We start from the raw sequence: 22101 nt of genomic DNA, 5'->3' as shown, positions 1-22101 counted from the left end.
TTTCTCCCATCATAGAAAAAATGTCTGGTACGGTCGTTTTTTACTATTTCACAAAATAGTAACTGGAAAGCAACATCCTTTGCGTAACCCCTACGAAGGTCAATACATCTCTTGGATGAGGATCAAATAATATGACCACCAACGCAAAATTAGATGTTTATAGCCTGATCGACACCCGGAATGGGCAAGTTCTGCCACGGATCTATACCGATCCGGACATTTATCAATTAGAGCTGGAGCGTATATTTGGCCGCTGCTGGCTGTTTCTGGCCCATGAAAGTCAGATCCCCAAACCCGGCGATTTCTTTAACACCTACATGGGGGAAGACGCGGTAGTCGTTATCCGTCAGAAAGATGGCTCCCTCAAGGCGTTTCTCAACCAGTGCCGCCACCGTGCAATGCGTGTCAGCTACGCGGACAGCGGCAATACCCGCGCTTTTACCTGTCCTTACCACGGCTGGTCTTATGGCATCGATGGCGAATTGGTCGAGGTGCCGTTAGAGCCACGAGCCTACCCGCAAGGGCTGTGCAAATCGCATTGGGGGCTGAAGGAAGTGCCCGGTGTCGAAAGCTATAAAGGCCTGATATTTGGCAACTGGGATACCAGTGCTCCGCCACTCAAAGAATATCTGGGGGATATGGCCTGGTATCTGGATGGTTTGCTGGATCGGCGGGAAGGTGGCACCGAAATTGTCGGTGGTGTGCAGAAGTGGGTCATTAACTGCAACTGGAAGTTCCCGGCCGAGCAGTTCGCCAGCGATCAGTATCATGCCCTGTTCAGCCATGTCTCGGCGGTACAGGTCTTGGGCGGCATGCAGGACGGCAGCGATAAAAAACTGGGTAATGATCAAACCCCGCGCCCGGTATGGGAAACCGCCAAAGACGCGGTGCAATTCGGCCAGGACGGCCACGGCTGTGGCTTCTTCTTTACCGAAAAACCGGACGCCAACGTGTGGGTTGATGGCGAAGTCTCGCGCTACTACCGGGAAAGCTATCCCGAAGCCGAGCAGCGTTTGGGCAAAATCCGTGCCCTGCGTCTGGCCGGGCATAACAATATTTTCCCCACCCTCTCCTGGCTCAATGGCACCGCGACCATGCGCGTCTGGCATCCACGCGGGCCGGACCAGGTAGAAGTCTGGGCATTCTGCATTGCCGACAAGGCCGCCTCGCCGGAAACCAAAGCGGCGTTTGAAAACAGCGCTACCCGAGCCTTTGGCCCTGCCGGTTTCCTTGAGCAGGATGATTCGGAAAACTGGGCTGAGATCCAGAAACTGCTCAAAGGCCACCAGGCCCGCAACAATCCATTGTGCCTAGAGATGGGGCTGAATCAGGAAAAACGCCGTGAAGACGGTATTCCCGGCATTACCAACTACATCTTTTCCGAAACCGCCGCGCGCGGCATGTACCAACGTTGGGCGGATTTGCTGAGCAGCGAAACCTGGCAGGAAGTCCAAGAGAAAACCGCAGCCTACCAGCAGGAGGTGATGAAATGAGCCATCCGATCTCTATGGAACTCCAGCATCAGATTACCCAGTTTCTCTACCACGAAGCCGCCCTATTGGATGACTGGGCGTTCCGCGCCTGGTTGGAACTGCTTGACGACGATTTGAGTTACACCATGCGCACTATGGTTAATGCTCAGACCCGCGATCGGCGTAAAGGGGTGCAACCGCCGACCACCTGGATTTTCAACGACACCAAATCACAGCTGGAACGCCGGATCGCTCGCCTGGAAACCGGAATGGCCTGGGCTGAAGAACCTCCGTCCCGTACTCGCCATATGGTCAGCAACTGCATTATCAGCGAAACGGCGCAGGCCGATGTGTTCTCCGTAAGGGTTAACTACCTGCTTTACCGGTCGCAAAAAGAGCGCGACGAAACCTTCTACGTTGGCACCCGTACCGACCTGCTGCGCCGCCGTTCAACCGAAGAGGGCTGGGGGCTGTGCGGGCGTGAAATTATTCTCGACCAGGTGGTTATTACCTCCCACAACATGAGCATCCTGTTCTGATGAAACGAATCCATGCTTGTTCTGTTGGGGCGTTGCCGGAGGGGGAAGCTCTCCGGCTCGATACTGAGCCGACGATCGCGCTGTTTCATGTAGGCGGTGAATATTACGCGATCAACGATCGTTGCAGCCATGGCAATGCCTCGATGTCCGAGGGCTATATCGACGATGACGCGACCGTGGAATGCCCACTGCATTCGGCCAACTTTTGCCTGAAAACCGGTAAAGCGCTATGCATGCCCGCCACGGAGCCGCTGCAAACCTATCTGGTCACCGTGTCAGAGGGGGCCGTGTTCATCGATTTACCGGAGGGAGCCTGATGTCCGATCTCAAAGATGATGTAGTGCTGATAACCGGTGGCGGCTCAGGGTTAGGGCTGGCTTTGGTGGCGCGCTTTATTGAGGAGGGCGCCAGGGTAGTGACCCTGGAGCGTTCAGAGGAAAAGGTCAGCCGATTACAGCAGCAGTTTGGTGAGCAGGTTGTGGCCGTGCAGGGTGACGTGACTTGCTTTGCCGATAATCAGAGTGCGGTGGCAATGGCGCTGTCCCGCTTTGGGCGTCTGGACTGTTTTATCGGCAATGCCGGGATCTGGGATCATAATGCCTCGCTGCTGGCGACACCGGCGGAACAGTTAGAGTCCGGTTTTAACGAGCTGTTTGCCGTTAACGTCAAAGGTTATCTATTGGGCGCCAAAGCCAGCGCTCCGGCATTGATCGACTCCTGCGGCAGTATGATCTTCACGCTTTCCAATGCGGCCTGGTATCCCGGTGGTGGTGGCCCGCTGTATACAGCCAGCAAGCATGCTGACGTAGGGTTGATCCGTCAGTTGGCTTATGAACTGGCCCCCAAGGTGCGGGTCAATGGCGTCGGGCCTTGTGGCATGGCCAGTGACTTGCGTGGTCCACAGGCACTTGGGCAGCAGGACACCTCGATTATGCAATCGCTGACGCCGGAAAAGATTGCCGCCATTCTGCCGTTGCAATTCTCCCCTGTGCCGGAAGATTTTACCGGCCCTTACGTGATGCTGGCCTCGCGCCGTAACAACCGGACGCTGAGCGGCGTGATGATCAATGCCGATGCGGGCCTGGCCATTCGGGGTATTCGCCACGTGGCGGGTGGATTGCAGTTATAGGAGCCAACATGAAACAGATAGTGATTATCGGCGGTGGTCAGGCCGGGGCTATGGCGGCCGCAGCCTTACGTGCACAGCGGTTTACCGGTGGCATTACCTTGATCGCCGAAGAGCCGGAAATTCCGTACGAACGTCCCCCTTTGTCGAAAGCTATGTTGCTGTCGCCCACTGCGCAGTTGCAAGACATTCTGCCTGCTTCTTTCTATGAGGAGAATGCCATTGTCCTGCGCCGCAATACGCGGGTTGTCGCGATCGATACCTTACAACACACGGTGCTGTTGGCTGATGGTGAAGAATTGGAGTGGGACCGATTGCTGTTGGCGACCGGGGCCAAGGCACGACGGCTTACATCTCTGGATGCGTTAGGCGATAAATCGCATACCTTGCGCACAGCGGCAGATGCCAGGCGGCTACGTGGTGTACTGACTGCCAACCAACGGATCCTGATTGTCGGTGCTGGCACCATTGGCCTCGAGCTGGCAGCCAGTGCGAAGCAGAGTGGCTGTGAGGTGACGGTGATTGAGCAGGCCGCGATGGTGATGGGGCGAAATGCTCCACCGCCGGTGCGGGATTATCTGACGGGCCTGCATCAACAACATCAGGTGCGTCTTTGCCTTAATGCCCAGATTGAGCACGCAGCCCTGGAACAGGAAAACGTGGTGCTGACGTTGCAGGACGGCGAACGGCTGATGGGTGACGCGGTGATCTATGGCATTGGCATTGAAGCCAACGATCGCCTGGCTACCCAGGCCGGATTAGCCACCGCCAACGGCATTATTGTCGACGACCATTGCCGTACTTCGGTTGCCAATATTTATGCGGCTGGAGATGTCACCTTACGCCGTCAGGGGGATCAACTTGTCCGCCTGGAAACCTGGGATAACGCCAACCAGCAGGCACTGGTGGCGGCCTGTGCCATGTTGGATCAGCCGTTACCGGCCACGGTTCCGGTATGGTTCTGGACCGATCAGTTCGACAGCAATATTCAGTTTATCGGGGCCATGCAGAGTGAACATTGGTTAGTGCGCGGCAGCGTTGAGGCGCACAACGCCATCTGGTTTGCGTTGCAAGAGGGTCGGCTGGTGGGGGCCATCACGCTGAACCAAGGCCGGGAAATGCGCCATCTGCGCAGGTTGATCCAGCAAGGGAACCCGGTTGATGAAACGCTGTTGACCGACCCACTTGTGGCACTAAAGAGCTTGATGTAGCCCCGCGAAGGCTAACCGGTTTCCCCTCCTCACCCCACTCTCTTACGCAGGAGAAGGAGTTGATCTGGTGTCGCGAGCAGGTGAGGGGGGGCTTTTACGCCCGGAACCTGGACCGTCTGGAATAGCCGTTCCGCGCTAAACACGCTAATGACTAAAAACAAGGTGGCTTGATATGAACGCTTATCTCCATTGTCTCTCTCATTCCCCGCTGGTGGGTTACGTTGATCCGGCCCCAGCGGTGCTGGCCGAAGTGGAAAAAACCATTGCCGATGCACGGCAGCGGATCCAGGCATTTGATCCTGAACTGGTGATCCTGTTCGCGCCAGATCATTACAACGGTTTTTTCTACGACATCATGCCGCCGTTCTGCATTGGTATGGCCGCTACGGCGATTGGAGACTTCAGTAGTGCCGCTGGCGAACTGCCGGTGCCTGCGGAACTGGCCGAAGCCTGCGCTCAATCTGTGTTGGATGCAGGGGTTGATGTTGCGGTTTCCTACTGCATGCAGGTGGATCATGGTTTTGCCCAGCCGCTGGAGTATTTGCTCGGTGGCCTGTCAAACTGCCCGGTGCTGCCGGTATTTATCAATGGGGTCGCGCCACCCTTGCCTAGCTTCAAGCGTACGCGCCTGCTGGGGGAAGCTATCGGACGTTTTGCCCGTGGCCTCGATAAACGGGTGTTGATCCTGGGCTCCGGTGGGCTTTCGCACCAGCCACCGGTACCTCAGTTGGCCGGGGCCGACGCTCATATGCGTGACCGTCTGTTGGGCAGTGGCCGCCAATTACCGGCAGACGAGCGCCAATTACGCCAGCACCGCGTTATCACTGCCGCCCGTGCTTTTGTGCGGGATCAGAGCACCTTACATCCTCTCAACCCGGTCTGGGACAACCAGTTTATGGACATTCTTTCCGGTGGGCAGTTGGCGGAACTTGACGGGCTGGGCAATGACGAACTGTCGGCGATCGCTGGCCGTTCGACCCATGAGGTTAAAGCCTGGATGGCCGCCTTTGCTGCGCTATCGGCATTTGGTCCTTATCAGACCGAGGGGCGCTATTACCGCGAGCTTCCTGAGTGGATCACCGGATTCGGCTCAATCAGCGCCGCACCGCGGAAATAATAACGATAAAGGAACAACATCATGACATCGCAATCTTTTGACCTTACTGAAGAAAATACCAGCCGCTTCGTGCAGATCCAAGAGGGTGAAGCCAGCCTGCGTATCCATTACAACGACTGTGGCAACGGTGCGCAAACCGTGGTTATGCTGCATGGTTCCGGCCCCGGAGCCAGCGGTTGGGCGAACTTCAGCCGTAATATTGAACCGCTGGTAGCAGCGGGTTATCGCGTGATCCTGTTGGATTTCCCAGGCTGGAGCAAGAGCGATTCAATCGTCAGTAACGGTTCCCGTTCGGACCTCAATGCGCGCATTTTGAAAGGGCTGGTGGACGCGCTGGATCTGCAGCAGGTACATCTGCTGGGGAACTCGATGGGCGGCCACAGCGCCGTGGCGTTTACCCTGACCTGGCCTGAGCGCGTTGGCAAACTGGTGTTGATGGGGGGCGGTACAGGTGGTGCTAGCCCCTTTGTGCCGATGCCAACGGAAGGGATCAAGCTGTTGCAGGGGCTCTATCGCGAGCCAAATATCGAGAACCTGCGCAAAATGATGAACATTTTTGTTTACGACCCCAGCGATCTGACCGAAGCGCTGTTCAAAACCCGCCTCGATAATATTCTGGCGCACCGTGACCACCTAGAAAACTTCGTCAAGAGCCTGTCCGTTAATCCGAAGCAGTTCCCGGATTTCAGCCCGCGCCTGGGCGAAATCAAAGCCCAAACGCTGATCGTCTGGGGGCGCAACGATCGCTTTGTGCCGATGGATACCGGGCTGCGTCTGCTCGCGGGCATTGCCGGGTCACAACTGCATGTGTTCAGCAACTGTGGGCATTGGGCGCAATGGGAACATGCCGACACCTTTAACCGCATGGTTGTGGATTTCCTCAAGCATTAATCAGGGAGCGAATGATGAGTGATTACAATCTGGAACAATTGGCCGAGGCGTTACGGCAGTCCGAGGCTAGCGGCAAGGTGATTGGGCCCTTGCGCGATCGTCTCGGCCTCGACAACGGCGAGGCGGCCTACGCCATCCAGCAATTGAACGTGCAGCATTGGCAGGCTGCGGGCCGCCGAGTGGTAGGGCGCAAAGTAGGACTTACCCATCCCAAGGTTCAGCAACAGCTGGGAGTTGACCAGCCGGACTTCGGTACCCTGTTTGCCGACATGTGCTACGGCACCAACCAGGGCATTCCATTTTCGCGGGTGATGCAGCCGCGTATCGAAGCGGAGATTGCGTTGGTGCTGGATCGTGATTTACCGCATGCCGATACCACGTTCGATGAGTTATGTAGCGCAGTGGAGTGGGTATTGCCAGCGCTTGAAGTGGTGGGCAGCCGTATCAAAGACTGGTCGATCGCGTTTGTCGATACCGTGGCGGATAACGCTTCCTGTGGTGTGTATGTGCTGGGTGGCCCGGTGCGTCGGATCGATGAGGTGGATCTGCAACATTGCGGTATGAGCATGACGCGCAATAACGAGGTGGTGTCTAGCGGGCGTGGCAGTGAATGTCTTGGGCATCCGATCAATGCTGCCGTCTGGTTGGCACGCAAAATGGCCAGCCTCGGCACGCCGTTACGAGCTGGTGATGTAGTGCTGACCGGAGCTCTGGGCCCGATGGTGCCGGTACAAGCAGGTGACAGTTTTATGGCAACAATTGAAGGCGTCGGCACGGTTTCGGCCCACTTCTATGAGGATAGCCAATGATGAGCAAGAGAAAAGTGGCGATCGTCGGTTCCGGCAATATCGGTACCGATTTGATGATTAAAATCCTGCGTAACGCCAAGCATCTGGAGATGGGGGTGATGGTGGGGATCGATCCTGAATCGGACGGGTTGGCTCGTGCTCGCCGGATGGGGGTTGCAACCTGTCATACCGGTGTTAACGGACTGATTCAGATGCCGGAATTCGCCGACATTGATTTTGTCTTTGATGCCACCAGTGCGAGCGCACACGTTAAAAATGATGCCATCCTGCGGGCGGCCAAACCGGGGATCCGGCTAATCGATCTGACACCTGCGGCGATTGGCCCTTATTGCGTGCCGGTAGTGAACCTAGAGGAAAACCTCAGCCAGGTCAACGTCAATATGGTGACCTGCGGCGGCCAGGCGACCATCCCGATGGTGGCAGCGGTAGCACGGGTGGCCAGAGTTCATTACGCCGAAATTATCGCCTCCATTGCCAGTAAGTCTGCCGGGCCGGGAACTCGCGCTAATATCGATGAGTTTACCGAAACAACCAGCAAGGCGATCGAGGTGGTCGGCGGGGCTGAGAGGGGCAAAGCGATTATCGTTTTGAACCCGGCGGAACCGTCCTTAATGATGCGTGATACCGTCTATGTGCTGAGTGAATCAGTCGATCAAGCCAAGGTTGAGGCTTCAATCAACGAAATGGCGGCGGCCGTGCAGGCCTATGTGCCAGGCTATCGCCTGAAGCAGAAAGTGCAGTTTGATGTTATCCCTGCCGATGCACCGATTAATTTACCGGGGATTGGTCGTTTTTCTGGCCTGAAAACCTCGGTGTTTCTGGAAGTTGAAGGCGCGGCACATTACCTACCTGCCTATGCAGGCAACCTTGATATCATGACTTCCGCTGCGCTGGCGACCGCCGAGCGTATGGCTCAGGCCATGGCGTATGTTGCTGGAGAACGGCTATGAGCGACAAAAAAATCTCTATCTCGGATGTCACCCTGCGCGACGGGATGCACGCTATTCGTCACCAATATACGCTGCAAAATGTGCAGGACATTGCCAGGGCGCTGGATGCGGCGAAGGTAGATTCAATAGAAGTGGCACATGGTGATGGTCTACAGGGCTCCAGCTTCAACTACGGCTTTGGCGCACATACCGATCTGGAATGGATTGAGGCGGCGGCGGATGTGACCACACACGCTAAAATCGCCACCTTGCTGCTGCCGGGTATTGGCACTATTCACGATCTGAAGGATGCCTATAACGCTGGGGCACGGGTGGTGCGAGTCGCCACTCACTGTACCGAAGCCGATGTCTCCAAACAGCATATCGCCTATGCCCGTGAGCTGGGCATGGATACCGTGGGTTTCCTGATGATGAGCCATATGACGACGCCGGAAAATCTGGCCAGCCAGGCCAAGCTGATGGAAAGTTACGGGGCAACCTGCATCTACGTGGTGGATTCTGGCGGCACGATGAATATGAACGATATCCGAGCCCGTTTCCGAGCCTTGAAAGCGGTGTTGAAACCAGAAACGCAAACCGGTATGCATGCGCACCATAACCTCAGTCTTGGGGTTGCCAACTCGATGGTGGCGGTGGAGGAAGGGTGCGATCGTGTGGATGCCAGCTTGGCAGGGATGGGGGCAGGAGCCGGTAACGCGCCGCTTGAGGTGTTTATTGCAGCGGCGGATAAGCTTGGCTGGAACCATGGCACGGATCTGTATGCCTTGATGGATGCGGCTGACGATCTGGTGCGCCCGTTGCAGGATCGGCCCGTTCGCGTCGATCGTGAAACGTTGGCGTTGGGCTACGCCGGGGTTTACTCCAGTTTCCTGCGCCACTGTGAAGTGGCCGCGGCGAAATACGGTATCAACGCAGTAGATATTCTGGTTGAGCTGGGTAAGCGCCGTATGGTGGGCGGCCAGGAAGATATGATCGTCGACGTGGCGCTGGATCTACGTTCTCGTTAATCACCAGGCTTTTTCTAAAATGCTGTGAGTTAGACGGCCCCTCTGCGAGGGGCCAAGGCTCAGGAAATGCGGCGGGAAACGTGAATGGCTGCGGCCTGATTTGCTTTGGCCACTGCCTGCGGTAATGTTTGCCCTTGTAACAACGAGGCGCATAACATGCCCATAAAACAGTCACCGGCACCGTGAGTGCTGACCAACTCGACCTTCAGCGCCGGAAGGGATTGGCTGCTGCTACCCGCCTCACAGAAGGCGACGCCATGTTCACCCGCAGTGACCACCACGGCCTTAAAACTAGTGCTCAATACCTCGGCAGCCATACAGGCCTGCTGCAAGTCGTTGACCGCAATTCCGCTAAGGTCGCGTGCTTCGACCGCATTAACCACCAACAGATCGATACAAGCCTGGAGCTGAGTGCTGAGCTCGCGGGCCGGAGCGGCGTTCAGGCAGACTAACGCCCCGTGATTTTTGGCCTGCTGGGCTGCCACCAGGTTAATGGCTTCGGGCACTTCGTTTTGGAGTAACAGCATGCCGGTATCTTGCCAGAGGCTGGCCTGATCCAGTTGGTGTGGGGCGATCAGGTTGTTGGCATTCGAGACCACCACGGCACCATAATCGCCTTCGGCATCCATGATAGCGACGCTCATACCGGAAGGAGTTGCCGATGTTATCTCGACGTGGCGGGTATCAACCTGGTTTTCCTTTAGCACCGCGAGCAGGAACCTACCCGGATCGTCAGTGCCTACCGCGCCAACGAAGCTGACCTGCGCCCCCGCCTTGGCTGCCGAAACTGCTTGATTGCCCCCTTTGCCACCAAATTTATAGGCGCAACTGCTACCGATCACCGTTTCGCCTTTTTCTGGCCGATGGGGCGCCTGCAGCATAATGTCGTAATGAAGACTGCCAGCGACTACGATTTTACTCATGTTAGTATTCTCTTAAATCACGGACCGCCTGCTGGGTTTTCATCAGATTCTTTTCAGCCTGCTTCAAATCCTTTTTCGCAATCGCCACAAACAGTGCATCAAGGATATTAAGTTGAGCAATGCGTGCCGCTGCGTTTTCCCCAAGCAAATGCGAACCCTGTGAGGTTGAATTGAGAACCACATGCGCATTACGCGCAATGGGCGACTCGGCATAATTGCTGATGGCAATCACCTTGGCACCGTTGCGCGCGGCCAGCTTAATGGGATCGTTGACCGCACGGGTAGCGCCGGAATGGCTGATTGCCACCACGGCATCATCATCCGATAAGATCGCAGCAGACATCAGCATGGTGTGGGCATCATCGTAGACCGTCGATTTAATCCCGATTTTTAGCAACTTATGCGCCAGATCGCGGGCAATGGTGGCCGAACCACCGACGGCATAGAGATCGATGTGCCGAGCCTTGAACAGAATATCTGCGGCGCGGTTAAATTCAGAAACGTCCAGAATAGAAATGGTTTCTTCTATTGCCTGAATTGACGTTTTGAATACCTTTTCCAGTAATTGCTCCGACGAATCATCAGGCTCAATTTCTGCATGCAAACTTGCTACTTCAGAATAGTTATAGTAAATCAAACTGCTTCTGAACTCCCTGAAGCCAGAGAAGTTGAGCTTTTTTGCCAGTTTAACTACCATCCCCTCAGAAACTTTATTTTCCAGCGCAATCTCTTTTAAAGAGGTTTGCTCGGATAAATCAGTTTTCGAGGTGATTGAGTCCACCACTTTTCTTTCCAGTGGTGTCAGTTGTGGCAATCTCATGCGAATTTGAGCGCCAATTGCTCGCGGATCCTGCTTCATTACTTGCCTCTTGTCGCTCGGTCAATCAACATGGCTATGATAATAATAAGCCCTGTGGCAAGCAATTGATAAAACGCCTGAATATTTAGCAGCGTCAATCCGTTACGTAACGAACCCAGAATGATGGCGCCGATCAGCGTGCCGATCACACTGCCTTTGCCTCCCATCAAGGATGCCCCGCCTATAGCGGCAGCCGCGATAGCATCCAATTCCCACAGGTTGCCCATCGTTGGTTCAGCAGCGCCCAGACGGCCAATCAGGATCAGTGAAGCCAGCGAGGCCAATACGCCGGAAATCACAAACACCGTCACCTTGGTTCTTTTTACCGGTACACCAGCTACGCGGGCAGCCTCTTCGTTACCGCCAACCGCCAGAATATACTCCCCCAGCGGGGTTTTATTCATCACTACCCACAGGATGATGGCGATGGTAACCACAATCACGATCGGACTTGGCACACCGAAAATTTCGCTGTTGATGAAATCACGAAACTCCATCGGGATCCCGAAGATAGGGTTGCCGTTGGTAAAGATCAGCGCCATGGCTCGGAACAGCGAGAGGCCGCCCAGGGTGACAATGAAAGGCTGTAATCCAGCGTAGGCCACCAGCGTGCCGCTGAAAACCCCACACAGTGCGCCCACTCCCAAGGTCGCCATTATCGCCAGCGGCACGGGTACACCAGCGACCATCAGCGTAGCACCCAGCACGGCGGATAACGCCGCCGTTGGCCCTACCGAGAGATCGATACCGCCGGAGATAATCACCAGCGTCATGCCCAGGGCAATAATGCCGTTGATCGAGGATTGCTGTAAAATATTCAGCAGGTTAGGCACCGTTAAAAATCCCGGTGACAGCAGCGAGAAGGTGACCACAATGATCAGTAAACCAATCAGTGTGCCCGCATCACGCAGATTAAACTTGAATAGCGCCGAGGACGGCACTTTAGGCTGAGCCTTACCCTGAGTCATCATAATGATTGCCTTAATAAAAATGTAAGATACAGAAGCCGGTTTTAATTCAGATCGTTAATCGCATAACGAGCGATATTTTCTTCTGTAATATCGTCGCCTTTGAGTTCCCGGGTAATTTTCCCTTCGCGCATCACCAGCACCCGATCGGAGATACGGATAATTTCTGGCATTTCGGAGGAGACCACCACAATAGCCTTTCCTTGCTTGGCCAGCTTTTCGATTAAATTATAAATTTCTGATTTGGCGCCGATATCAATCCCACGTGTGGGCTCATCAAATAAAAAAACTTTATTATCTGCCGCGACCCACCGGCCAATAATGACCTTTTGCTGATTACCGCCACTCAAGGTGCCGATGGGTTTTTCAATATTCAGCGGGCGCAGATTTAAGTCGGTCATCACTTCGAGGGCCAAGCGATCTAATTTTGCTTTTCTTAACCAGCCATAGCGGGTGAAGTTGCTCATTGAGGGCAGCGCCATATTCATTTTTACTGCTCGCTCCTTAATAATGCCCTCTTTTTTGCGATCTTCTGGCACCAAGCCGATGCCAGCCTTGATTGCCGAGCTGACATTTAGCTTTTTCACCGGCGAGCCTTCAACTAAAACCTGGCCGCTGGTTTTGGCGTCGATACCGGCGATCAGCTTCAATAGCTCGGTGCGGCCAGCGCCGACCAGGCCAGCAATCCCCAGCACTTCCCCTGCCTGTACGCTGAAACTGGCTGATAGTACGGCTTTGTCACGTCCAAGGTCTTCTACACGCAGAATTTCTTTGTCGGTGACATAAGAGTGATGCTGCACTTTCTCAATCTTGCGTCCGACCATTTTGGTGACGATGGTTTCTTCCGTTTCGTCGCAGATATTGACCACGCCGACCTGTTTACCATCGCGTAAAATTGTGGCGCGATCGCAGACTTTAAAAATCTCGTTCATCTTATGCGAGACATAAATCAGCGCGACGTTCATCGATTTAAGATCGGCGATCAACTCTGCCAACCGATCAAATTCTCTTGGCGTCAGGCTGGACGTCGGCTCATCCATCGCAATGATTTTGGCCTCATCCAGTAATGCCCGGGCAATTTCGACGATCTGCTGCTGAGAGACTTTCAGATTCTTGATCGGTTCGTTCGGGTCAATGGTGGGGTCGAGTCGTCTCAGGATCGCCTTTGCCCTTGCGTACTGTGCTTTTTTATCCACGAACAGGCCCTGGCATTGGGTCATCGGCCTGCCAAGAAACATATTCTGCGCTACGGAGAGTTCAGGAACATGCTGCAATTCCTGGTGGATCATGGCGATCCCCGCCTGGCGTGCGGAAAGCGGGTTTTTCATCAGGATCGTTTGGCCTTCAACCTGGATTTCACCAGAGTCAGCTGCCCGTACGCCAGAAAGAATATTCAGCAGCGTCGATTTCCCTGCGCCGTTTTCCCCGATTAAGGCATGGACCTCACCGTGCCTGACCGAAAAATCTACGTCCTGAACCGCAGCCGCGCTGCCGTAGGTTTTATTAATGCCACGCATCGTTAAACAAAACTGTTCCATAAACCCTCCGTCGCCTGGCTTATTGCTGTACCAGCAGTTGGCGCAGTTTCTCGTTGTCTTTGGTGGAGAAAGCATCCGCGTTTTCTTTGGTGATCAAGGCCTGTGGGGTGGAGACTACGCGTGAAATTTTCTGCCCGTCGATTAGGCGCAACATCACTTCCATCGCCACTTCACCAGTCAGTACCGGGAAGCTGTCCACCGTGCCGGTCAACTCACCGCGTTTGATGGAAGCGTAGGCATCGGAAATCCCATCGGTACCAAACACCGCGACCTGGTTGGTTTTACCTTGTGCACGTACCGCCTCTACCACTCCGAGTGCCATGCCGTCGTTGTTGGCGTAGAAACCAACCATATCCGGATGCTGCTGCAAGATGGTGGTAGCGGCGTTATAGGCATTTTCCCGGCTCCAGTTGGCTGGTACGCTGGCGACTACGGTGAATTTGCCGTTGGCACCGATGGTTTCCTTGAACCCCTTGGTACGCTGTGTGGCGGCATAAACGCCAGCCTGACCTTCGATCACCGCGACTTTGCCACCTTCCGGATGATGCTGGATAAACCAGTTGGCGACTCGGACACCGTTATCTTTCTGTACGTTACCGACGTAATGGGCGGCACTGGGCATGACGGCGTCGTTGACGTTGACTACCGGGATGCCCTTGCTTTTCGCCACTTCATAGGCGGGTTGCAGGTTGGCGTCCGTTTGCGGAGAAACCAGCAGGCCATTAAAGCCTTGGGAAATCAGCGTTTCCGCGATCGAGAGTTGGCCTAGCTGATCGTCTTCATTGGCTGCGGCCTGGTAGGCCACCATAAAGCCGTATTTTTTGGCCGTGGTTTGGTAGCCCTCCCCTAGGGAACGCCAATATTCGTTGGTGAGCGTTTTGGATACGCCGCCGATTTTCAGCTTGCTGTCAACCGCCGGCATGGGGCCATATTTGGCACTAAGTTCGGTCCAATCGGTACGATCGGGTTCGGTATCAGACTGTAACGGTGGCAGATCGGCAGCATAAACACTGGTGCAAAACAGGGTAGAGGCGAGTACAGAAAGTAAGTGCTTTTTCATCTTCTTCTATCCTTGGTGCTGTGAGTTATTATTAGAGGCACCCGTAGGGCGCCCGGTTGCTGGTTCTATTTTGCCAGCATGATGTCGTTAATAATTTGCTGAGAGGCAACGGCGTCTTGCTTACTGATGGCGCTCATCAATTCAGGGTTATTGTCGAGCTGTTTGCACAGTTTCAGCAGGCGGATCACCGTTGCTATATTTGTTTCGGCTTCACGCACCGGATCCAGACCGCTGGCGTCTGGGAAGGTGTCGAAATAGTAAGCCCCTGTGTAGCCGTCACGCTGCATCTGCCAGAGGAATTCCAGCGTCGCCCGTGGGTTGACTGAAGCCACCATCAGGCCATCGTCGCGTTTGCCCCAGCCATCGTTCAGATCAAGACCCATTAGGCGAGAGCGGCGGGCGACCATGGCGGCGGCAAAGGCTGGGATCTCGTTGGCAAACAGCACGTGGGCAAAGTCGAGTGTGATACCCAGATTCGCGCAGCCAGCTTCTTCAACCGCCAGCAGGCAGGTGGTGACGTTGGGAAAAATGCTGTAGGCCCGTGGCTCATTAGGTTTGTATTCGATACTGATATCGACATCTGGAGCATATTCGGCCACTTCACGTACCGCTGAGACGGCGTCTTCCCAGATTTTTTTGTAATCCGCCTGGAAGCAATAATCAAAACCATCCTGGCCCATCCACAAGGTCATTAAACTGGCGCCAAACTCACGGCCCGCATCTATCCCACGCTTGGTCAGCTCGATCGCCTGGCGGCGGATTTTTGGGTCCGGATTGGTGAACGCCCCAATCTTGAATTCTGGCGCATCCCAGCGCATTTGCATGCCATTCACCGCCAGGCCAGCCGCTTCGATCTTTTGGCTCATGGTTTTAACATCCTCATTGATGTGCTGAGGGTAGTTTAAATCCAGGTGGGTCAATCCCTTGACTGTTCCGGCACGCTCAATCATTTGCGATACAGAGGGTTTGCCTTTCAGTTCTGGCCAGTAAAGATTGGCGCCTGAGGCAAAGGAATTCAAACGGGTGGCAAATTTAAGTTCTGACATGAGGTGTCCTTGGTCAATGGTTCTGTAATGTACTTTCCTTCTTCACGATTTTTCGTAAAGTAGTATTTTTCTATCACTGACCGTTGACAACTGCAAGCCCACCCGTCGTTTTATTAATCACTTTGCGAGGTCATTCACGAAATTTCGTTACAGGAAGGCTTTGCCACAGAGGCAATGGCCAGGAGCGAGAGAGGCTGAGACTGTGAGGGGATTAATACGCTGGGTTGGCAGAGGCGAACATGGGACTAGGCAGGCCAGTTGGCTGGCCTGCACTTTACGCGGGTTACACCATCGGGCGGATATAGTCCCACAGGCGTTCCCAGTTAATCAGCACCAATACCACGGTGGCGGTAAACAGAATAAACATGATCTTTGAGAACATGATATCAACACTCCTTGTTAATAAAACGGTATCCCTACCCGGATTAAGGGCGATTTTCAGGCAGTGTACAGTGGGATAACCAGGCGATATAGAGGCGGTGAAACATTTCAGAAAAGACCAGGTTTATGGTCAAGAAATGGACTGTCGGCGTGGGGCTGATGATAGGGCAGAGATTTCTCTGCCCAGGGTTTTAACACGACGTTAATTGAGGATGCCGTTTAGCACCAGCATGGTGATCATCCCGCCTACGGCGGGGATCAGCGTACGGCGGACAATCATAAACGGCGAGCATTCACCGGCCTTGCTGACGGCAATGATCACCCCGGCCACCGGGGAAATCGATCTTCCCATACCGGCCATCAGTTGCATTGGTAGGATCATGCTGACGGCGCTTTCGCCAAACTTGGCGGCAATGCCAGGAGCCAGACCGGAGAAGGAGAAGAACGCAGCCACGCCGGAGCCGGTCAGTGCCGCGGTCACGCAGACCAGCAGGGCCATCACTATCGTCATATTGCCAAAGCCAAAGCCCGCGGCCTGAACGGTGTGAATAATGAAGTCAACGGCCCCGATGATCTGCAAGCCCTGGGCGAAAACGTCGGCACACACCAACAGGGAAACGATGCTGGTAAACATGGTGCCCATGCCTTTGAAGAACACCTGGATGCCCTTGCAGGCGGTTTTGAAATCCCTCCGTACCAGCAACTCGCAGAAAAATGCCAACAGGGTGCCGATAATCATCGCTGTCACCACGTCAATCTTGATGCTGCTAATCACCAGCGGGCTGAAGACGATGACCAGTATCACCGGGAACACCGGCAGGAAAGCGTAGAATGCCGGTACCTTGACGGTATCTTCGCTGGTTGGCTGTTCCACCTGCTGTTGGGTGACAATATGTCCGTCTTTGGCGTCAAAGTAGCGTGCGGTGAAGAAGATCAGTACCGCGACCGCCAGCATCACGCCGGTGGCGACCGGCAGTTGGTAGTGGGCAAAGTAGACTGCGGTTTCCATACCTGCATGTTTGGCTGCCAAGTTGGCGGTGCCTACCGCCGGGCCGAGATCCATAAATGCCGACATGCCAATCATCGAGGCGGCGGCGGCTTTACTGACTCCAAGCCGCACCAACACCGGGAAGAAGGTGACCAAAAGCAGCATCGCCAGACCAGCCGCGCTGGAAATCGCCACGTGCAGCAACTGGGATAATATGTAGCCGATGGCCAGGATCAGGTAAGGTGCCTTGATCATCTGCAAGGGTTTGATGCACAGATTCACCATCGAGTTCGACGCTTTGATGTGATCCATATAGTCGGCAAAACCGCCCGCCGCCATAATGATCAAACCAATGCCCGCCACCTGGGTGGTCAAAGACTCTTTCACGAAGGCGAAAATATCCCCGCCAACCCAGCCGATGGATTTGGCCTTGCCATACAATATCGATTGCTCAGGAAAGAACACCGCCGTGATCAGCAGCAGGCTCAGCCCCGCCAGCAGTAACACGGTTTGCGGCTGGTAGTTTTTGATAATAAACCAGGCCGCCAATACGGTAACGATCATCCCGATGATAAATCCAGTCATCATGTCCCCTTATGAGTGTTTGGCAAAAAACTCATGTAATAGCGTGTTGTAATAATCCGGAGCCTGGAAATAAGGCGCATGGCCCATCCCGGGCATCTCGATATGTTGGGTGTAAGGCACCAGCGTCAGCAGATCGGCTTTCAGTTGCGGTTGCACTACCGTGTCTTTTTCACCGGTAAGGATTAGCGTTGGCATCTTGAGCTGGGGCAGTAGCGGGCGGTTGTCGGCGAGCTGCAACATGCGAGTGGCACGCCTCAGGCCTTCCAGATTGGTGCCTGCCGCAATTTCTGCCGCATAGTCCAGCACCGCAGCGGGCACATCCGGGAACGGCAGCAAATCTTGTGCGCGGTTTCTGCCGTAGGCTTCACGGCCAATTTCGGCGAGCTCTTGTAGCCGCTTTTCCAGCTTTTCTGAGCTTGGTGCCGACTCTGGCGCGCCATAGCCGGGATGGGTGCAGGACAACACCAGATTTTTTACCCGCTCTGGATAGCGGGCGGCGTAGCGGCTGGCAACGGTGCCGCCCATTGAATGTCCGACGAGGGAGACTTTCTCTGCCCCACAGTGTTGCACCCACTCATGCAGCATCAGCACAAAAGCGTCGATCTCGGCCGGAACCAGCGCGGAGTCGGCATAACCCGGTGCATCCCAGGCCATGACGCGGTAGCGGGGAGAAAAGGCGGCGAACTGGAATGGCCAGGCTTTTGAGCTGCCCAGAATACCGTGTAAAAAGATCAGGGTTTCGCCCTCACCGCAGGCGCGGAAAGATAAATTCCCCTGTGAGGTACGTAGAATTTGCTGCTCAGGGCAAACAGGGATTGCGCTGTTTTCACTGCTCATGATAAAGCCTCTTTTCATTAAATAAACGCCAGAGATGGATTGCTACATGGCATTCTGGTAAGTCAATGCTTAGCCCTAAAACAACAGGGCTATAAAGATGGTTGATGTATATTCATACTGCCTGGTGTTGGTGTTATTTATTGAAAACGTTAAATGCCTCGAATAACGATTCCATGACGTTGAAGTTCTCGTTTAATTCGTTATTTTTCACTTCACCCATATAATTAACCAGCGCCTCGATTAATACGAAGCCAGCGCTGCGGCTGCTGAATAGCCCGCTATGCTGGCTCTCCATCAGCAACATTGCCGTGGCGAAGTGGCTGAACGGATTGACGGCATTATCGGTGATGACGATGGTATCGCCACGATGTTGATAAAACCATTTTATCAACCTTGTCGTTACGCTGGAAAAACGATAATAAGAAATCGCCAATAGCACATCGCCTTTTCTTGAGTCGATTAGCTTATGCGGTAAATTGGCAATATTGGCATCCAGCAGCACAATGTCTTTTTTGATATAGCGGCCAAGCAGGTAAAAATACTCGGCTAAGGCATGTGCCGTTGCGCTGCCAATCACATACAGTCTTTTTTCCGGATCGCAAATCAGCGCGATGGTTTTCTCCAAATGCTGGCGATTGATGTTTTTCAACGTATTGTTGATATTATCGGTGATCTCACCGCAGTGTTTTTCAATGAATTCGATGCCGTTTTTTCTGTTTTTGCTGTTGTCGAAACGTTCTATGGGGGAGATGTTTCTGCGCTGCTCAGGCTCGATGGTGGACTCTTTGAAGTCACGAAAACCGGTGAAGCCGAGCTTCATCATAAATCGCCCCAAGGTTGACTTGGCGATGTTGATCTCATGGCAGACATCAATCACTTTGCTGTAGGGGATGGACTCAAAGTGTTTGTCAAAATAGTCGATGATACGCCGATCTGTTTCGGTCAGATTATCAATGCCAGCAATACGTTGAGTGAATTCCGCTCTGTTCATGTCAGTTTTCCCCTCTACGCCATTTCTTCCTTCATTAATAACAAAACCCAAGGGAGAAAAAAGGGGAATCAAAAATTCCCTTGTCAGAAGTGTGTGTCATCTCTCATTCCCTTCTGACCCGCGCTACCGCTTGCTTTGGCAGTAGCGCGTTCTCCTCAAGTTACGGTTGTACCTTGAACTCGCCATGCTGTTCAAACCAGGCGAATTGCTCTGCGCCATAAGCAGACATCTTCGAGCCGCTATGCCCTACGTCGGGTAAGGTCGTAAAGCGCCAGTTGAAGTCGACCTTGTAGCGTTTGGCTTTCTGCTGTGCCGTCAGGAAATAGCTTTGTGCACGGGTTAACCGGCTATCCCCTTGTGCCATGGCTTCATAAGAGCGGCGCAGCAAAGGGTGATATGGATCGTTATCTTTTTCACCGACGGTGATCAGCACGGGCTTGGCAAAGTAGTCGGCCAGCTGTTTTTGCGTCACTTTCACCGGCGCATTGTCCAGGCCATAGGGCCAGGGGTTTTCCACATCTGGCATGGTCCACCATCCAGCTGCCGCACAAATGGCGGCTTTGACATTGGCCTCAGGGACAAAGGTCAGCATCCGATGCACAAACTGGCAGCCAGCACTGTTACCAAATAAATAATAGTCTTGTTGTTTGGTGATCCCCTGTTTTTGCATATTGGCAAACAGATCGTCAATGACCGTGAAAGCCCACTCCCCTTTAGGGTTGACCTGGTGGGTTTTGGCATTCTCGATATTCCCCAGGTTATAGCCGTCGTTACCGGGATAATCGGCTTCGGAGAACAGAGGAGCGATGACGATAAGTTTGTTTTTCTTGGCATTTTCTACCCATGAGTCGCGGTACTCATCGGCGTTACGATTCAGCCCGGTCAGGACAAACACCACAGGAGTGTTGGCATTAGCACCGGGCGGCTGGTAGCTGAAGACTTCCATCTTCTTGCCGGTTTGTGGCACGGTGAAATCGAAACTACCGCTCTCTTTTGGCAGCGCGGCTGCGTGGCTGACGCTGGCGCTCAACGCTAACACGGCGAATAAACTGAGAAAATTGTTCATGTTTTCCATCCTTGCGCAGTGATTAAAATTCGTAACGTAACCCTAGTACCCACAGGTTTTCTGCCGAATCGTAGCTTTGTCGATCGTCATAAATGTAGGTGGCAGAAAGATGTACATCTTTTTTCAGGCGATATTCCAGTTCAGAGATCCACTGTTTGCGGTGGGCGTAATCATTTTCAGACTCGATCAACTGCGAGTAGCCACCCCGTAGCGCGACTTTGCTGGTAAACCAGTATTCGGCCAGCGAGTCGAAGGCATCATAATCTTTGTCTGGCTTGCCGGTTTGCTCGTAGGTTTGTCGGCCAACGTTGATACCAAGATAAGCCTTGTCGTAGCTGAGTCGTATGCCAATCCCTTTTTGGGTGTAATCGGTGTAGTTGCCGCTTAGGCTGGTATTTTTGGGGTCTTTGGTCATTTTCTGCCAGGCAATCACCGGTTTGATTTTTAGTGGCGTACCCATCACCGGGAATTCAAAAGCGTAGCCGAGGCTGGCCATATAACCATCGTCAACGGTGCTATCGCTTGCACCGTTACCCATCACGTAGGCGGTGCGAACGTCCAGTCCGCCATACGTATATTCATATTGTAATGTGCCGTCCTGACGGTTCCATTGATAGGAGGAATCGATACGCGTTCCGACCCAGTTGGAGTAAACGTTAGCCGTGTAGTTCATGTAACGATCGGTGATGCCCATCCACTGATACATCGGGTTGCGCGTACGGCCAACCATCAATTTCCCCAGATCCTTACCGTCAATCCCGATATAGCCATAACGAATATCCCAGTTATCTTCGGCGACCTCGGTATCGTTCTTCTGAGTGTTAACTTGCCATTCCAACTTGCCAAACAAGCCGAATTGTTCATCGAGCTTTTGCTTGGCTTCAAAGCCAAGACGGCCGGTCAGGTTGGTGGCATTGGTGTGTTCATCTGTCCATTCATTGCCGGTTTGTGCCTCGATACGACCATAAATATCGAGTTGTGTTCCTTTACTGTTATAGACCGTCACCGCCTCGGCGGCGCTGGTGGCTAGCAGGGCAGGAAGGAGTAATGTCAGAGGTATTATTTTCATTATTATGATCCTGTGTAAGGTAAGTCATTTTTTTGTTTTTTTATAAATATGAGGCGAACTAAAGCGACTCACTTAAAAACATAATGAGTTGAGCTGGATGCATTAATCTCTCTAACGACTTGTGCTTGAGGTAATGAATTTAATTTATTTAATAATAAAAAGAAAATAGCGTGCCAATGAGCAACCTACGCCGCACATGATTTAATGCTGATAAGCAAATCCAAGTTTTATTTTTTAGTTATCGCCCTCTTGGTGATTGATTTTTACACTATAGGAAGAGGGGATGTGTTGTGAATGGGAATCAAAAATTCCCTGGTTAAATATGTGAGTGCTGGCACAAATATAAATTACGGATAAAGACAGTGAGGGGAGGTAAGCCGTTTTTTTGAGGAGAGCAGCCAATAAAAACCCCCGCACAACGTGGATTGCGCAGGGGTCGGCAAGGCAAGGACGTTACTTCTTCTCTACGGCAGCCTGGATGGCATCTGCCAGAGAGCTGACGTGCTTTTCTGCCGTTTTCAGCTGGTATTCGACACCGTTGCCGTCGTTGGTGTCAGACAGCGTTGCCTTCAACAGTTCCAGTGCTGCCTGCACCGCCAGTAATCTGCGTTTTTGCTCTTCAGTTGGAGCGATCCCAGAGCCAAAATAATTCTCTAACATATTCATTT

22 protein-coding genes are annotated in these 22101 nt (G+C 53.5%); 10 read left to right on the top strand and 12 right to left on the bottom strand.

All coding sequences use genetic code 11. From position 1 onward, the window contains the following. The first annotated feature begins 131 nt into the window (after nucleotides 1-131). The 10 genes from hcaE to mhpE all read left to right on the top strand — a co-directional run bounded on the left by hcaE (nucleotide 132) and on the right by mhpE (nucleotide 9122). Nucleotides 132-1493 carry a 3-phenylpropionate/cinnamic acid dioxygenase subunit alpha gene (gene hcaE / locus IMQ33_RS22450; protein ID WP_161712306.1) on the top strand — a complete coding sequence of 454 codons (1362 nt, stop codon included), beginning with the start codon at nucleotides 132-134 and terminating at the stop codon, nucleotides 1491-1493. Continuing rightward, nucleotides 1490-2011 (top strand): 3-phenylpropionate/cinnamic acid dioxygenase subunit beta, encoded by a 522-nt coding sequence (gene hcaF / locus IMQ33_RS22445; protein ID WP_024530776.1) that lies wholly within the window; start codon nucleotides 1490-1492, stop codon nucleotides 2009-2011. The genes hcaE and hcaF overlap by 4 nt, the downstream gene beginning before the upstream one ends. Beyond that, on the top strand, nucleotides 2011-2328 hold the full coding sequence (gene hcaC, locus IMQ33_RS22440; protein ID WP_065686368.1) for a 3-phenylpropionate/cinnamic acid dioxygenase ferredoxin subunit: 318 nt from the start codon (nucleotides 2011-2013) through the stop codon (nucleotides 2326-2328). The genes hcaF and hcaC overlap by 1 nt, the downstream gene beginning before the upstream one ends. Beyond that, nucleotides 2328-3140: a 3-phenylpropionate-dihydrodiol/cinnamic acid-dihydrodiol dehydrogenase gene (hcaB, locus tag IMQ33_RS22435; RefSeq protein ID WP_065686369.1), complete on the top strand. Its 813-nt coding sequence runs from the start codon at nucleotides 2328-2330 to the stop codon at nucleotides 3138-3140. Before hcaC ends, hcaB begins: the two co-directional genes overlap by 1 nt. A gap of 8 nt (nucleotides 3141-3148) precedes the next feature. Beyond that, complete coding sequence (gene hcaD, locus IMQ33_RS22430) at nucleotides 3149-4348, top strand: 3-phenylpropionate/cinnamic acid dioxygenase ferredoxin--NAD(+) reductase subunit (protein ID WP_196062734.1); 1200 nt, start codon at nucleotides 3149-3151, stop codon at nucleotides 4346-4348. 172 nt (nucleotides 4349-4520) lie between these two features. Beyond that, nucleotides 4521-5465: a 3-carboxyethylcatechol 2,3-dioxygenase gene (mhpB, locus tag IMQ33_RS22425; RefSeq protein WP_196062733.1), complete on the top strand. Its 945-nt coding sequence runs from the start codon at nucleotides 4521-4523 to the stop codon at nucleotides 5463-5465. A gap of 21 nt (nucleotides 5466-5486) precedes the next feature. After that, entirely contained in the window at nucleotides 5487-6356 is an 870-nt protein-coding gene (locus tag IMQ33_RS22420; protein ID WP_161712309.1) for an alpha/beta fold hydrolase, read from the top strand. 14 nt (nucleotides 6357-6370) lie between these two features. Continuing rightward, nucleotides 6371-7165, top strand: a complete 795-nt coding sequence (gene mhpD, locus IMQ33_RS22415; RefSeq protein ID WP_065686373.1) for a 2-keto-4-pentenoate hydratase — start codon at nucleotides 6371-6373, stop codon at nucleotides 7163-7165. Then, the gene (locus IMQ33_RS22410; protein WP_196062764.1) at nucleotides 7165-8115 is read left to right on the top strand and encodes an acetaldehyde dehydrogenase (acetylating); all 951 of its coding nucleotides are present in this window, start codon (nucleotides 7165-7167) and stop codon (nucleotides 8113-8115) included. Before mhpD ends, IMQ33_RS22410 begins: the two co-directional genes overlap by 1 nt. Next, nucleotides 8112-9122 (top strand): 4-hydroxy-2-oxovalerate aldolase, encoded by a 1011-nt coding sequence (gene mhpE, locus IMQ33_RS22405; RefSeq protein WP_196062732.1) that lies wholly within the window; start codon nucleotides 8112-8114, stop codon nucleotides 9120-9122. Before IMQ33_RS22410 ends, mhpE begins: the two co-directional genes overlap by 4 nt. Before the next feature lie 59 nt (nucleotides 9123-9181). Here the strand turns inward: mhpE and IMQ33_RS22400 are convergent, their stop codons facing one another. The 12 genes from IMQ33_RS22400 to IMQ33_RS22345 all read right to left on the bottom strand — a co-directional run bounded on the left by IMQ33_RS22400 (nucleotide 9182) and on the right by IMQ33_RS22345 (nucleotide 22093). Next, nucleotides 9182-10045: a ribokinase gene (locus IMQ33_RS22400; protein WP_196062731.1), complete on the bottom strand. Its 864-nt coding sequence runs from the start codon at nucleotides 10043-10045 to the stop codon at nucleotides 9182-9184. Nucleotide 10046: 1 nt separating this feature from the next. Further along, nucleotides 10047-10904, bottom strand: coding sequence for a MurR/RpiR family transcriptional regulator (locus IMQ33_RS22395; RefSeq protein ID WP_024484938.1), 858 nt, complete (start codon nucleotides 10902-10904; stop codon nucleotides 10047-10049). Then, nucleotides 10904-11875, bottom strand: coding sequence for an ABC transporter permease (locus IMQ33_RS22390; RefSeq protein WP_065686382.1), 972 nt, complete (start codon nucleotides 11873-11875; stop codon nucleotides 10904-10906). The genes IMQ33_RS22395 and IMQ33_RS22390 overlap by 1 nt, the downstream gene beginning before the upstream one ends. Before the next feature lie 41 nt (nucleotides 11876-11916). Next, nucleotides 11917-13410, bottom strand: coding sequence for a sugar ABC transporter ATP-binding protein (locus IMQ33_RS22385; protein WP_065686383.1), 1494 nt, complete (start codon nucleotides 13408-13410; stop codon nucleotides 11917-11919). 19 nt (nucleotides 13411-13429) lie between these two features. Further along, nucleotides 13430-14470: a substrate-binding domain-containing protein gene (locus tag IMQ33_RS22380; RefSeq protein ID WP_024484941.1), complete on the bottom strand. Its 1041-nt coding sequence runs from the start codon at nucleotides 14468-14470 to the stop codon at nucleotides 13430-13432. Nucleotides 14471-14535: 65 nt separating this feature from the next. Further along, complete coding sequence (locus IMQ33_RS22375) at nucleotides 14536-15516, bottom strand: TIM barrel protein (RefSeq protein WP_065686384.1); 981 nt, start codon at nucleotides 15514-15516, stop codon at nucleotides 14536-14538. Nucleotides 15517-16099: 583 nt separating this feature from the next. Beyond that, a complete protein-coding gene (gene dcuC / locus IMQ33_RS22370; protein ID WP_065686385.1) occupies nucleotides 16100-17470 on the bottom strand; it encodes a C4-dicarboxylate transporter DcuC in 1371 nt (456 codons plus the stop codon). 9 nt (nucleotides 17471-17479) lie between these two features. Continuing rightward, nucleotides 17480-18307 carry an alpha/beta fold hydrolase gene (locus IMQ33_RS22365; protein WP_196062730.1) on the bottom strand — a complete coding sequence of 276 codons (828 nt, stop codon included), beginning with the start codon at nucleotides 18305-18307 and terminating at the stop codon, nucleotides 17480-17482. A gap of 133 nt (nucleotides 18308-18440) precedes the next feature. Next, entirely contained in the window at nucleotides 18441-19298 is an 858-nt protein-coding gene (locus IMQ33_RS22360; RefSeq protein WP_065686387.1) for a MurR/RpiR family transcriptional regulator, read from the bottom strand. 160 nt (nucleotides 19299-19458) lie between these two features. Then, entirely contained in the window at nucleotides 19459-20364 is a 906-nt protein-coding gene (locus IMQ33_RS22355) for a hypothetical protein (protein WP_065686388.1), read from the bottom strand. Between the two features lie 22 nt (nucleotides 20365-20386). Beyond that, on the bottom strand, nucleotides 20387-21433 hold the full coding sequence (locus IMQ33_RS22350; RefSeq protein WP_098928249.1) for a porin: 1047 nt from the start codon (nucleotides 21431-21433) through the stop codon (nucleotides 20387-20389). A 453-nt stretch (nucleotides 21434-21886) separates the two neighbouring features. After that, nucleotides 21887-22093, bottom strand: coding sequence for a hypothetical protein (locus tag IMQ33_RS22345; protein WP_021180021.1), 207 nt, complete (start codon nucleotides 22091-22093; stop codon nucleotides 21887-21889). Nucleotides 22094-22101 lie beyond the last annotated feature (8 nt).

The organism is Serratia sp. Res13-Sevr-LER1-36-b, from assembly GCF_015673035.1.
GTDB lineage: Bacteria > Pseudomonadota > Gammaproteobacteria > Enterobacterales > Enterobacteriaceae > Chania > Chania fonticola_C.
This window is presented reverse-complemented; position numbering and strand designations above follow the sequence as displayed.